The 11,595-nt window shown below is 70.4% G+C and carries 13 protein-coding genes and 1 pseudogene; 7 read left to right on the top strand and 7 right to left on the bottom strand.

The genetic code is table 11. The annotated features are described in order from the left end of the window. Both AB0M20_RS09910 and AB0M20_RS09915 read right to left on the bottom strand, forming a co-directional pair. Positions 1–327, bottom strand: a 327-nt coding sequence (locus AB0M20_RS09910; RefSeq protein ID WP_364296409.1) for a sigma factor, incomplete at its 3' end; no start/stop codon positions are given. Beyond that, positions 306–1,136 carry an alpha/beta hydrolase gene (locus AB0M20_RS09915; protein ID WP_364296411.1) on the bottom strand — a complete coding sequence of 277 codons (831 nt, stop codon included), beginning with the start codon at positions 1,134–1,136 and terminating at the stop codon, positions 306–308. The genes AB0M20_RS09910 and AB0M20_RS09915, both read right to left, overlap by 22 nt. 41 nt (positions 1,137–1,177) lie before the next feature. Here AB0M20_RS09915 and AB0M20_RS09920 point away from each other — a divergent pair, with 41 nt between their 5' ends. The 3 genes and pseudogenes from AB0M20_RS09920 to AB0M20_RS09930 all read left to right on the top strand — a co-directional run. Continuing rightward, the gene (locus tag AB0M20_RS09920; RefSeq protein WP_364296413.1) at positions 1,178–2,065 is read left to right on the top strand and encodes an alpha/beta hydrolase; all 888 of its coding nucleotides are present in this window, start codon (positions 1,178–1,180) and stop codon (positions 2,063–2,065) included. 64 nt (positions 2,066–2,129) lie between these two features. Further along, positions 2,130–2,465: an IS5 family transposase gene (locus tag AB0M20_RS09925; RefSeq protein ID WP_364296415.1), complete on the top strand. Its 336-nt coding sequence runs from the start codon at positions 2,130–2,132 to the stop codon at positions 2,463–2,465. 174 nt (positions 2,466–2,639) lie between these two features. Then, positions 2,640–2,801, top strand: a pseudogene (locus AB0M20_RS09930) (transposase); the annotation flags it as partial. A 69-nt stretch (positions 2,802–2,870) separates the two neighbouring features. On the opposite strand, the gene AB0M20_RS09935 reads toward AB0M20_RS09930, so the two are convergent. Next, positions 2,871–3,281 (bottom strand): DUF3224 domain-containing protein, encoded by a 411-nt coding sequence (locus tag AB0M20_RS09935; RefSeq protein WP_364296417.1) that lies wholly within the window; start codon positions 3,279–3,281, stop codon positions 2,871–2,873. A 181-nt stretch (positions 3,282–3,462) separates the two neighbouring features. Here AB0M20_RS09935 and AB0M20_RS09940 point away from each other — a divergent pair, with 181 nt between their 5' ends. Genes AB0M20_RS09940 through AB0M20_RS09950 form a run of 3 tightly spaced genes read left to right on the top strand, consistent with a single transcriptional unit; the run spans position 3,463 to position 6,093 of the window. Continuing rightward, on the top strand, positions 3,463–4,809 hold the full coding sequence (locus AB0M20_RS09940) for an MFS transporter (protein WP_364296419.1): 1,347 nt from the start codon (positions 3,463–3,465) through the stop codon (positions 4,807–4,809). Continuing rightward, positions 4,806–5,600, top strand: a complete 795-nt coding sequence (locus AB0M20_RS09945; protein ID WP_364296421.1) for a hypothetical protein — start codon at positions 4,806–4,808, stop codon at positions 5,598–5,600. Before AB0M20_RS09940 ends, AB0M20_RS09945 begins: the two co-directional genes overlap by 4 nt. Next, positions 5,590–6,093 (top strand): DinB family protein, encoded by a 504-nt coding sequence (locus tag AB0M20_RS09950; RefSeq protein WP_364296423.1) that lies wholly within the window; start codon positions 5,590–5,592, stop codon positions 6,091–6,093. Before AB0M20_RS09945 ends, AB0M20_RS09950 begins: the two co-directional genes overlap by 11 nt. A gap of 133 nt (positions 6,094–6,226) precedes the next feature. On the opposite strand, the gene AB0M20_RS09955 is transcribed toward AB0M20_RS09950, so the two are convergent. Genes AB0M20_RS09955 through AB0M20_RS09970 form a run of 4 tightly spaced genes read right to left on the bottom strand, consistent with a single transcriptional unit; the run spans position 6,227 to position 10,832 of the window. Beyond that, a complete protein-coding gene (locus AB0M20_RS09955) occupies positions 6,227–7,693 on the bottom strand; it encodes an ATP-binding protein (RefSeq protein ID WP_364296425.1) in 1,467 nt (488 codons plus the stop codon). Beyond that, positions 7,690–9,348: an FAD-dependent oxidoreductase gene (locus tag AB0M20_RS09960; protein WP_364296427.1), complete on the bottom strand. Its 1,659-nt coding sequence runs from the start codon at positions 9,346–9,348 to the stop codon at positions 7,690–7,692. The genes AB0M20_RS09955 and AB0M20_RS09960 overlap by 4 nt, the downstream gene beginning before the upstream one ends. Before the next feature lie 10 nt (positions 9,349–9,358). Then, the gene (locus tag AB0M20_RS09965; RefSeq protein WP_364296429.1) at positions 9,359–9,652 is read right to left on the bottom strand and encodes a UBP-type zinc finger domain-containing protein; all 294 of its coding nucleotides are present in this window, start codon (positions 9,650–9,652) and stop codon (positions 9,359–9,361) included. A 16-nt stretch (positions 9,653–9,668) separates the two neighbouring features. Next, a complete protein-coding gene (locus AB0M20_RS09970; RefSeq protein ID WP_364296431.1) occupies positions 9,669–10,832 on the bottom strand; it encodes an NAD(+)/NADH kinase in 1,164 nt (387 codons plus the stop codon). 170 nt (positions 10,833–11,002) lie between these two features. Here AB0M20_RS09970 and AB0M20_RS09975 point away from each other — a divergent pair. Then, positions 11,003–11,595, top strand: a 593-nt coding sequence (locus AB0M20_RS09975; RefSeq protein ID WP_364296433.1) for a S1 family peptidase, incomplete at its 3' end; no start/stop codon positions are given.

Raw genomic sequence — 11,595 nt, forward strand, 5'->3', positions numbered from 1 at the left:
GGTCGGGAACGGCTGCAGCCACGTCTCCGGCCCGGCCGGATCGGGCGGCACGTCGATGCCGCCCGCCGGCGCGCCGAGGCCCGACGGCAGCGCCCGCCGCGCGCGTCCGTCCAGCGCCGTCAGGCAGACGTTGGTGGCGATCCGGTAGAGCCAGGTCCTGGTGCTCGCCTCGCGGCGGAACCCGTCCCAGCCGCGCAGCGCACGCAGATAGGTGTCCTGCACGACGTCCTCGGCGTCGTCCCAGGCACCGAGCATCCGATAGCAGTGCGCCAGCAGCCCCCGCCGCTCGGTCTCGAACGCCTCGGTCAGAACCTCGGTCGCAGCCACGCGGCGAACCTCCCGATCGCATCGTCCGCCGCCGGCAGGTTGCCGGCCGCCATCTGGAACGTGTGCAGTTGCCCATCGAACACGTCCAGCCGCACGTCCACGCCGGCCGCCCGCGCCCGCTCGGCGAACATCCGGCTGTCGTCCAGCAGAGTCTCGTTGCCGCCCACCTGCACAAAGGTAGGCGGCAGCCCACTGAGATCGGCGCGCAGCGGGTTGATCTCGGGGTCGGCGGGATCCTCCCCGTGCGCCAGCCAGATCTTTATCAGCCCGGCGACCATCTCGCGCGTGAAGAACCGGTCGTGCTCCGCGTTCGTGCGGTAGCTCTCGCCGGTCAGCTCCGGATCGGTCGACGGCGACATCAGCAGCATCGCCGCGGGCTTGACCTCGGCCCGCCGCGCGACGGCGATGCACAGATACCCGCCCACCGAATCGCCGGCCAGGACGGTGTCCAGACCCAGATCAACCACCCACTGGTACGCGCTGAGCGCGTCCTCGTTCTGCGCCGGGTACGCGAACTCGGGCGCCAGCCGGTAGTGCACCAGCAGCGTCCGGGTCCGGGTGGCCCGGGCCAGGTGCCCGGCCAGCTTCCGGTGCGTGTCCAGCGAGCCGCCGACGTACCCGCCGCCGTGGAAGTACACGATCGCCTTGCCCTCCCGCGCGCCCTCGGGCTCGGCCCACAGGGCTTGCACCCCACCGGCGACGGTCTCGCGATACCCGACGCCGGGCGGCTCGGTGGTCACGTTCCCCCAGGCGTCGGGCGCCTCGGTGCCGGCCACCCACCGGTCGTACATCTCCTCGATGATGTTCATGCCATTACCGACCACCGGCACCCCGGAAAGGAATCGGTCCTATGGAAATGATCCCGGCCGACGACGGCGTGCGCCTGCGGACCTGGACCGCGGGCACGGCGACCGGCCGGCCCTCGGTGCTGCTGCTGCACGGCGGCCCGGGCCTGTGGGACTACCTCGGACCGGTGTCCCGCATGCTCGAGCCGCTGACCGTGGTGCACCGCTTCGACCAGCGGGGTTGCGGCGGCTCCGATCCGTCGGACGAGCACACGACGGCCCGCTACGTGGCCGACATCGAGGCTCTGCGCCGCCACTGGAACGTGGAGTCGTGGACGGTGGCGGGCCACTCGTTCGGCAGCGAGCTCGCCCTGAGCTACGCGATCGTGCACCCGGCCCGCACGGCGGCGCTGCTCTACCTGAACGGCGTCGGCATCGGTGACTGGCGCGCGGCCTACCGCGCCGAAATCGCCCGCCGCATGACCCCGGCGCAGCGCGACCGCTTGGCCGGCCTGTCCGCCCGCACCCACCGCACCCACGACGAGGAGCTGGAGTTCCGGACGCTCGCCTGGTTCACCGACCACGCCGACCCCCACCGAGGCTGGGCGTGGGCGGCGGCCGACGCCGCGGTGGACCTCCCGATCAACTTCACGGCCAACCGTCGCCTGGCCGACGAGCGGCGGGCCCGCGACGAGGCGGCGCACGTGGCCGCGGCCCGGCGGCTGACGATGCCCTGCCATTTCGTCCACGGCGCCGCCGACCCACGCCCCAGCGCGGCGGTGGCCGAGCTGGCCGCCGCCATCCCCACGGCCGAGCTGCACATCCTGGAGGGCGCCGGCCACCAGCCGTGGCGCGAGCACCCCGAGCGCTTCGCAGCGTTGCTCCGGAAAATCGTTGCCGGCCGGCGCCCCCGCCGCCTCCCCCACCCCGGCACTGGGTGGGCCCGAGACTAGAGAGCGAATCTGACGGATCATCACGGGTCGCGTTGATCGATCGTCGGCGTGTTGTGGCTGGCGATTGACTGACCAGGAGTGGGACCGTTTGACGGCGTTGTTATCGAGTACGTTGCAGCAGCGTGGTGGCCGATGGCGTGATCACCGGCAGGTGATCAACGGGATTCTGTGGCGGACCGAGAACGGTGCGAAATGGCATCAGGTCCCGGACCGCTACGGGCCGTGGAAGACCTGCTATCACCGGTTTTCGCAGTGGGAACAGGACGGGACCTGGGCCAGGATCGAACGGCGGTTGCAGAGCGACGCCGACGCCGTCGGGGAACTGGATTGGCGGGCGCAGGCCGACGCGACGATTGTGCGCGCCCATCAAGACGCTGCAGGCGCCCGCAAAGGGGGCTGACCGCGGTCGAGTCGCGGGCAGCCAAAGGGATCGGCCGGTCCCGAGGAGGCCTGACCACGAAACTGCATCCGCTCGCTGAGGGACGCGGCCGGTCGCTGGTCACCCGCATCACAGCCGGGCAGCGCTCGTCGCGGCTCGCGCGGTGGCCGGCTTCCACTCTTCGACGCCCAGCGGTATAAAGACCGCAACCAGATCGAACGTGCCTCCAACCGGCTCAAGCAGTTCCGGGCGGTCGCGACCAGGTACGACAAGCTCAAAGAGCGTAACCACGCCGCCGTGATCATCGCCTCGATCATGATCTGGCTCCGCGTCAAACCCGACCGAGCCCGACCATGATCCGTCAGATTGCTCTAGGGCACGCCTACGACGAAATCCGGCGGTTGTCCACAGCGGAGGGCCGGCGCCTCAGGAGGCCGGCAGCTCGTAGTCGAACCAGACGCGGTGCGTGCCGTCGGAGTCCACGGCCATGCCGCCGGTGCCGGTGATCTCGGCCAGGGCGTCCGTTCCGCTGCCCGGGACGATGACCAGCAGCTCGGCCGTGCGGTCCACTCCCGTCGTCGTCGCGCTGTGGGCGAAGTTCAGCGCACCCTCCCGGCCGCCCACGCTCCCCCGGAAGGACTCCATCGCCACGTAGGTGCCCGTGCCGGTCGCCTGGTCGAACGCCGCCGTGAACAGCGTGGCCGACTCGCCGGCGATCTCGCCCGTGAAGACCTTGCGCATGACGGCCACCCCGACCGGCACGGCCGTCTCGATCTTCGGGGCCTCCACCGGGGCCGGGTCGAAGGCGGCCACCTCAAATGTTCCTGTCGCTCGCATCCGATCAACCTACTGGCCGGTCACGTGATGAGGGGCACGTGTGGTCTGCGCCCAATTCGTTGCGACCCCGGGCGGCCGGCGAGGAGGGTGGAACACGCAAGGCACGCACGGCGACACCGGAAGGCAAAGGATCTTGGCTCTGCAATTCAAAGGCAGGGCCTGGGCTGTCTGGGGTGTCGGTTTGGCCGCCTATGTCGTGGCCGTGCTGCATCGCACGTCGCTCGGCGTCGCCGGGCTCGACGCCCAGGAGCGGTTCGGGGTCGGGGCCGGTGCGCTCGCCTCCTTCGCCGTCCTGCAGCTGCTGGTGTACGCCGGCCTGCAAGTGCCCGTCGGGGTCCTGCTGGACCGCTTCGGCTCGTTGCGGATGGTCGTCGCCGGCGCGCTGGTGATGGCGTCCGGGCAGGCCCTGATGGCCTTCTCCGACGACGTCACCGGCGCCGTGCTGGCCCGGGTGCTGGTCGGCGCGGGCGACGCGATGACCTTCATCAGCGTGCTGCGCCTGGTGCCGCAGTGGTTCCCGGGCCGACGGGTCCCGGTGATCACTCAGCTCACCGGCCTCGTCGGACAGCTCGGCCAGATCCTGAGCGCGGTGCCGCTGGCGGCGCTGCTGGCCTATCAGGGGTGGACCTGGGCGTTCGTGAGCGCCGCCTCGGCCGGCGTGCTGGTGGCGGTGCTCGCGCTGGTCGCGTTGCAGGACACCCCGGACGCGCGGATCAACTCGGGCCCGACGATCCGGCCGCGGCAGCTCGGGGCCGACCTCAGGAACGCGTGGCTGCACCCCGGCACCCGCCTGGGGCTGTGGACCCACTTCACCACGCAGTTCACCGGCACCGTCTTCGCGCTGATGTGGGGCTTCCCGTTCCTGATCGCCGGCGAGGGCCTGCCACGGGAGACGGCCAGTGTGCTGCTCACCTTGTTCGTGCTGACCGGCATGGCGGCCGGGCCGGTCATCGGTGTGCTGACCCAGCGGCACCCGCTGCGCCGCTCCTGGCTGGTGCTCGGCGTGGTGGTCACGAACGCGGCCGCCTGGGGCCTGGTGCTGGCGTGGCCCGGGCCGGCGCCGCTGCCGGTGCTCGTCCTGCTGGTGCTCGCGCTGGGGCTGGGCGGGCCGGGGTCGATGATCGGCTTCGAGTTCGCGCGTACCTTCAATCCACCGCACCGGCTGGGCACCGCGACCGGAATCGTGAACGTCGGCGGCTTCACCGCGTCGCTGCTGACCATCTTGCTGATCGGGCTGATCCTCGACTGGCGGACCGGCGGGTCGGCGAGTTACGACCTGGCCGACTTCCGGGTGGCATTGGCAGTCCAGTATGTGGTCGGTGTTCTCGGGCTGGTGGGCATCCTGCGCACCCGGCGGCTGGCCAGGCAGAAGATGGCCGAGCAAGGGGTCGTCGTGCGCCCGGTTCGGGAGGTTCTGGCGGAACGCCGAGGTTTGGCATTTCGTCGCTCGGTAAAGGCAGGAACTTCCGGAACGACAGGCGGGCAGGCGACCATGACCGAATCGAACGTTGGGCAGAGGAGGACATGACCGAGCACGCACCGGACCGTATCTGGTCCGGCATCGACATTCCGAAGACGTTGGCCGGTGCCCTGGCCGCGGTTTGCGCCGCCGTGATCGGCTCGTTCCTGGGGGTGGCCGGCACGTTGGTCGGCGCCGCCGTGGCGAGCATCATCGGCTCGGTGGGCACCGAGATCTACAACCGGTCGATCCGCAAGGGCACCCAGAAGCTGCAGACGCTCGCGCCGGCCTTCGTGAAGGCGCCGGCCGCAGTCGGCACGCCAGAGGTGGCCGCCGCGACCGACGAGGACTCACCGTCGCACACGACGGCCGAGGGCTCGCCGACAGCGGCCGAGGCCGACCCCGCCGTGGGTGGGCAGCCGGCTCGGCGGCAGGTGCGGTGGAAGCCGATCCTGATCGGCACGGCCCTGATCTTCTTCCTCTCGATGGGCGCCATCCTCGCGGTGGAGACCCTGGCCGGGCAGTCGATCGCCTCGATCACCGGCAACGACAACAAGGGGGGCAACACGCTGAGCCACCTGGTCGGCGACGACGACACGTCCGATTCGACGCCGACGCCCGCGGTCACCGAGACGCCGAGCACGGAGCCGTCGTCGACCGGCGACACCTCGGAGCCCTCCGGGGAGCCGACCACCTCGCCGACCGACCAGACCGACTCGGGGACGCCGACCACGGAGCCGACGACCGAGGCGCCGACCACCGACGCGCCCACGACCGAGCAGGATCAGCAACCGGATCAGGGCATCGCGCCGGAGAACGGCGGGACAGCCGATCAAGGGAGCGATGGCAATGCGGAGTAACGAGGTCTTGATCGACGCGTTCGGGCGGCTGCCCGAGCTGGTCGAGGCGGCGGTGGACGGGCTGAGCCCGGAGCAGTTGCGCTGGGCGCCCGCCGAGGGAGCGAACTCGATCGGCTGGCTGGTCTGGCACCTCACGCGGGTGCAGGACAGCCACGTCGCCGAGTTGCTCGACGGCGAGCAGATCTACAGCCGTGACGGCTGGGCGTCGAGGTTCGGGCTCAAGCCCGGATCGCGGGACACCGGGTACGGTCACACGCCGGCCCAGGTGAAGGAGATCGCGCCGGAGAGTGCCCGGGTGCTGGTCGACTACTACGCCGCGGTGCACGAGCGGACGATCGCGTTCGTCGAAGGGCTGACCGACGACGACCTCGACCGGGTGGTGGACGACAACTGGGACCCGCCGGTGACCTTGGGCGTGCGGCTGATCAGTGTCTACGACGACGACGCGCAGCACGCCGGGCAGGCCGCGTACATCCGCGGCCTGCTGAGTTGATTGGCTCCGCTTCGCTCCGCGGCTCGCGCCTGATGACCGGTGAGATGGCTCGCCGTTTTCCGCCACCCGCAAACCCGGCGGGCGTCGCAAAACGCCGGGCCATCTCACCGGCGGCGCTCGCGGGCTGGCGTGTCTACGTGGATGACGGCTCGGTGAGCGGCAGGCGCACCAGGAAACGGGTGTCGCCCGGCTCCGAGGTGAGGCTGATGTCGCCGCCGTGCCGGTTCACCACGATGCGGTAGGAGATGTCGAGGCCGAGACCGGTCCCCTCGCCCACCGGCTTGGTGGTGAAGAACGGCTCGAAGACCCGCTTCTTCAGATCGTCGGGCACCCCCGGCCCGCTGTCCCCGATCGAGACGATGAGCCGTTCCTTCTCCTGGTAGGTCTTGATCGTCAGCGTGCCGACGCCCTTCATGGCCTGCACCGCGTTGTCGATCAGGTTGGTCCACACCTGGTTGAGCTCGGCGGGATGCGCCGGGATCTGCGGCAGGTGGCGGTCGTAGTCCTTGACCACCTTGATGCCTTCGCCGAGCTTGTGGGTCAGCATCACCAGCGTGCTGTCCAGGCCGGAGTGCACGTCGATCCACTGGTGTGCGGCGCGGTCCATCTGCGAGTACTGCTTCGCCGCAGTGACCAGGCTGGAGACGCGGCTGGTGGCGTCCTCGATGTCGCTCATCAGCTGCTCGGTCTCGAGCGCGTAGCCGAGCCAGTGCGCGGCCTGGTCGAGCAGCTTCGCGTCGCCGACCTTGCGCTCGATGTCGTTGAGGCAGTCGGTGTCGAGGCCGGCCTGGGCGAAGACCGGCGCGAGGTCCCAGCCGCCGGTGATGTTGTGCTCGTCCATCCAGTCGCCGAGCTGGTCCTCGAGGTCGGCGGCCTGCATGGCGGTCAGCGCCGGCGCCTTCGCCGCCCGCTCGATGACCTCCTCCTGCAGCTCGACCAGCGCGTCGAGGCGGGCCGGGTCGACCTTGCCGTGGGCCAGCATGCCCAGCTTGTGCCGCATGCCGGCGACCCGCTGGCGCAGCGCCCCGGTGGCCCGGGAGGCGGCCGCAGCCGGGTTGTTGAGCTCGTGCATCAGGCCCGCGGTGAGCGAGCCGAGCGCGGTGAGACGCTGCCGCTCGCTGATCGCCGCCTGCGAGTTGCGCATGCCCATCGCGAGGCCCTCGAGCAGGTGCATCCCCATCGGGAACCACTCGCGGATCATCAGGCCGAAGTCGCGGGCCTCGAGCACGTAGAACTCGCAGTCGTCGAGCGCGCGCATCGAGCCCATGTACAGCTGCTGTACGCCGTCGTCGCGCAGGTATGCCTGCGTGGCGCCCATGTACACGCCGCGCTGCTCGGTGCGGTTGGTCTCCACCTCGTCGCCGCCGACCCTGCGGGTGAGCTGGATCGTCCCGCTGAGAAGCATGAAGAACTTCTCCGCCGGGTCGCCCTCGCGCAGCACGTACTTGCCGGCCGGCACCCGCATCGTGCAGCCGTGCTCGGCGATCCACTGCAGCTGGTCGTCGCTGAGCTTCTCGAACAGGAACAGTGCCCGCAGCTCGTCCGGCGTCAACTGACCGGGCTCGCAGGGTTCGAGAACGATCGCCTCGATGTCGCTCATTGCGCCTCCAGATAACGGTGCACCAGCGTGACGGCCATCGCGCCCTCGCCGACCGCCGAGGCCACCCGCTTCACCGAGTTGGCCCGGACGTCGCCGGCCGCGAAGATGCCGGGAACGCTGCACTCCAGGTAGAACGGATCGCGGTCCCGATCCCATCCCTTCGGGCGTGTGCCGTTCGTCAAAAGATCCGGCCCGGTGTAGACGAAGCCCTTCTCGTCCCGCGCGACCGCGTCGCCCAGCCAGTCGGTGCGCGGCTCGGCGCCGATGAAGACGAAGAGGTAGCCGCACTCGACCGTGGTGCTCATCCCGTTCTTGCTGTCGCAGATGGTGATGGCCTGGAGGTGACCCTCACCCTGCGCGCCGATGACCTCACATCGGGTACGGACGTGCACGTTCTCCTTCTGTTCGATCTGCTGGATCAGGTAGTACGACATCGACGACTCGAGCGAGTCACCGCGGACCAGCAGCGTGACGTTCTTCGCGAAGCGGGAGAAGTACATCGCCGCCTGCCCGGCCGAGTTCGCCCCGCCGATGATGAAGACGTCGGCGCCCTCACAGCCGGGCCCCTCGGAGGAGGCCGAGCCGTAGTAGATGCCCGAGCCGGTCAGCTCGTTCACCCCGTCGGCGACCAGCGGCCGGTACGCGACCCCGGTGGCGAGCACTATCGAGTGCGCGGACACCTCCCCGCCGTCGGAGAGCTTGAGCGTGCGGGCCGACCCGTCGGTACGCAGCCCGACCACCTCGCGGGTGTTCAGCACCTCGGCCTCGAACTTGCCGACCTGACGCCGCGCCCGGGTGGTCAGGTCGCCGCCCGAGATGCCGTCCGGGAAGCCCAGATAGTTCTCGATCCGGGAGCTCTGCCCGGCCTGGCCGCCGACCGCCTGCCGCTCGACCAGCAGCGTCTTGAGGCCCTCGGAGGCGCCGTAGACCGCGGCGCCCAGCCCGGCCGGCCCGCCGCCGACGATGATCAGATCGTAGAAGTCGCGGTCGGGCGCGGTGGACAGCCCCGCGGCCTCGGCCACCTCGGTGGTGGACGGCTGCGACATCGCCCGGCCGTCCGCGGTGACCACCAGCGGGATCGCCTCGGGGCCGACGCCGGCCGCGTCGAGCAGCCGCCGGCCCTCCGGCTCGTCGGCCGACAGCCACTTGTAGGGCACCAGGTTGCGGGTCAGGAACTCGCGCAACTGGTACGACGGCTCGCTCCACCGGTGGCCGACCACGCGGATGTCCTCGAGCTCGCGGTCGCCGGTCTCCAGCCACGCGTCGAGCAGCGCGTCGATCACCGGGTAGAGCTTCTCCTCCGGCGGGTCCCACGGCTTGAGCAGGTAGTGGTCGACGTCGACCTGGTTGATCGCCTGGATCGCGGCGTCGGTGTCGGCGTACGCGGTGAGCAGCGCCCGCCGCGCGTTGGGGAACAGGTCCATCGCCTGCTCGAGGAACTCGATGCCGTTCATCTGCGGCATCCGGTAGTCGGCCAGCATCACGGCCACCCGGCCGCCGCGCAGCTTCAGCTCCTTGAGCGCGTCGAGGGCGTCGGACGCCGCCGACGCCCGGACGATGCGGTAGTTCTCGCCGTACCGGCGACGCAGGTCGCGGGCGATGGCGCGGGAAACGGCGGGATCGTCGTCAACGGTCAGGATGGCGGGATGACCCATTAGTCCAACCTCACGGGTGTGCGTAAGTGGGGGCGCCGGGAACCTTGAACGCGACCTCGTCCACGTAGCACCACCACCAGTCCTCGCCCGGCTCGTACGACTGCACGAGCGGGTGTTCCTCTCCGGCCGCATGGGCGCTGGCGTGCCGGCCCGGCGACGAGTCACAACAGCCGATGTGCCCGCAGGTCTCGCAGAGTCGCAGGTGCACCCAGCGACCACCCTCCGCCAGGCACTCGACGCAGCCGTCACCCGACGGCTCGACGTCCTTGGCGAACTCCATGTGTCCGCAGACGGGACTGGTCATGTGGTCTCCCCCTCGATCAGGTCGGCTCGATCAGGTCGGCGTACTCGGGATGGCGCTCCACGTATCCCGTGACGAACGGACAGGTCACCCGGACCGGCACGGCCCGGTTACGTGCATCCTCGAGAGCTGCCGACGCCAGCCGGCCGGCCAGGCCGCGCCCCTCGAAGGCCTGATCGATCTCGGTGTGCGTGAGCTCAACGATGCCACCGTGACGGCGATAGTGCAGCACCCCGGCGGACTCGCCGCCCAGCAGCACCTCGTACCGGGAATTCTCGAAGTCGTCCACGACCGTCGCGTCGGCCGCGTCGCCCCGGCCCACCTGGGCGCTGCCCTCGACCCGCAGCTTGCGCCGGGCCCGCTCGTAGAACGACGTGCTGCCGAGGCGGATCACCTGGGCGGCGGCCCGGATCGGGTTGATCCGCAGCTGGTCGCCGCCGGTCACGTAGCCCTCGATGATGCCGTCCACCTCGACCGCGAGCCGGCCGCTGCCGGAGAGCACGTCGAGCTCGAGCACCTCGTCCAGCGACAGCATCAGCGAGCGGTTGAAGGACGAGTGCGCGGCCGAGGCGGAGACGATCAGGCCCTCCACGTTCGGCGAGACGATCGGGCCGCCGGCCGAGAAGCTGTACGCCGTCGAGCCGGTGGGCGTGGCGACGATCACCGCGTCGGCCGCGTAGCTGACGAAGTTCTTCCCCTCCACCGAGATGCCGACCGCGGCGAGCCCGTCGCCGGGCACCCGCACCAGCGCGATGTCGTTGAACGCCGACACGTCCTTGCCGCCCGGCAGCTCGGTCCGCACGGCGGTCCGCGACTCGATGGTGAACCGGTGCTCGTCGATCGCGGACAGCGCGCCGGGCAGGTCGGGCAGGTCCACCTCGGCCAGGAAGCCCAGTTTGCCGATGTTGACCCCGAGCACCGGCGTCTTGCGGCCCTCGACCAGCCGCATGGTGCGCAGCATCGTGCCGTCGCCGCCGAGGCTGACCAGCAGGCCGGAACGCTCGACCAGCTCCTGCTGCGTGACGGCGACCGCGTCGCAGTCGATCCGGGTGATCTCGTCCTGCAGACCCAGCACGGTGACGTCGCGCCCCTTGGCCCAGTCGACGATGGCGTCGATCGCGGACCCGCAGTCGCGTCTCGGATGCAGGACGAGTCCGACCACCTTGACCATGCCCACGGTCATCCACCCCCATCGCCCGACGTCGGCGTCAACTCTACGGTCCTCCCCGGTTGTTACCGGCGGATGACCTGGTGCTCGCTCAACCACGCCCGGACGAATTCTTGACACAGTATTAACAGATCGACACACTTCGAATTGCGAGAGCGCTCTCCCAGCATAGAAGTGGAGATCCCATGCACCGTCCCCGCACGGCGATCGTGGTTGCGGCGGCGGCACTCTCAGTCGTCGGACTGATGGCGCTGCCCAGCTACGCCGCACCGATCGAATCACCGTCCCCCGATTCCCCGTCCCTGGACATCGACCCCGGCATGCTCACGGCCATGCGCCGCGACCTGCGCCTGACCGACGACCAGATCGCCGACCGGCTGGTCACCGAGGCGGCCGCGCCGGTGATCGAGAAACGCCTGCGCTCCAGTCTCGGCGCGGCCTTCGCCGGCGCCTGGATCCCCAGCGGGAAGTCCCGCCTCACCGTCGCCGTCACCACCGCGGCGGCCGCCGAGAAGGCCCGCGCGGAGGGGGCCGAGGCGAAGATCGTGGCGCGTGGCGAGCGTGACCTCGCCGCCGACCGGCAGAAGCTCGACAAGCGTGCCAAGCAGGCCGCGAAGGGCATCTACGGCTGGTACGCGGACGTCGCCACCAACAGCATCGTGGTGCGCGCCAAGCCCGGCGCCGAGGCGGCCGCGCGCAAGTTCGCGGCCGACAGCGGGGCCGGCGCGGTCCGCGTCGAGGCCCTCGCCGAGCAGCCCAAGCCGATGTACGACATCCG

Source organism: Actinoplanes sp. NPDC051633, from assembly GCF_040681735.1.
Lineage (GTDB): Bacteria > Actinomycetota > Actinomycetes > Mycobacteriales > Micromonosporaceae > Actinoplanes.

What these genes read in the sequence shown, in the direction of transcription:
- AB0M20_RS09915 (WP_364296411.1), bottom strand. Translation starts at nt 1,136, where the DNA reads ATGAACATCATCGAGGAGATGTACGACCGGTGGGTGGCCGGCACCGAG.
- AB0M20_RS09920 (WP_364296413.1), top strand. Translation starts at nt 1,178, where the DNA reads ATGGAAATGATCCCGGCCGACGACGGCGTGCGCCTGCGGACCTGGACC.
- AB0M20_RS09935 (WP_364296417.1), bottom strand. Translation starts at nt 3,281, where the DNA reads ATGCGAGCGACAGGAACATTTGAGGTGGCCGCCTTCGACCCGGCCCCG.
- AB0M20_RS09945 (WP_364296421.1), top strand. Translation starts at nt 4,806, where the DNA reads ATGACCGAGCACGCACCGGACCGTATCTGGTCCGGCATCGACATTCCG.
- AB0M20_RS09950 (WP_364296423.1), top strand. Translation starts at nt 5,590, where the DNA reads ATGCGGAGTAACGAGGTCTTGATCGACGCGTTCGGGCGGCTGCCCGAG.
- AB0M20_RS09955 (WP_364296425.1), bottom strand. Translation starts at nt 7,693, where the DNA reads ATGAGCGACATCGAGGCGATCGTTCTCGAACCCTGCGAGCCCGGTCAG.
- AB0M20_RS09960 (WP_364296427.1), bottom strand. Translation starts at nt 9,348, where the DNA reads ATGGGTCATCCCGCCATCCTGACCGTTGACGACGATCCCGCCGTTTCC.
- AB0M20_RS09965 (WP_364296429.1), bottom strand. Translation starts at nt 9,652, where the DNA reads ATGACCAGTCCCGTCTGCGGACACATGGAGTTCGCCAAGGACGTCGAG.
- AB0M20_RS09970 (WP_364296431.1), bottom strand. Translation starts at nt 10,832, where the DNA reads ATGACCGTGGGCATGGTCAAGGTGGTCGGACTCGTCCTGCATCCGAGA.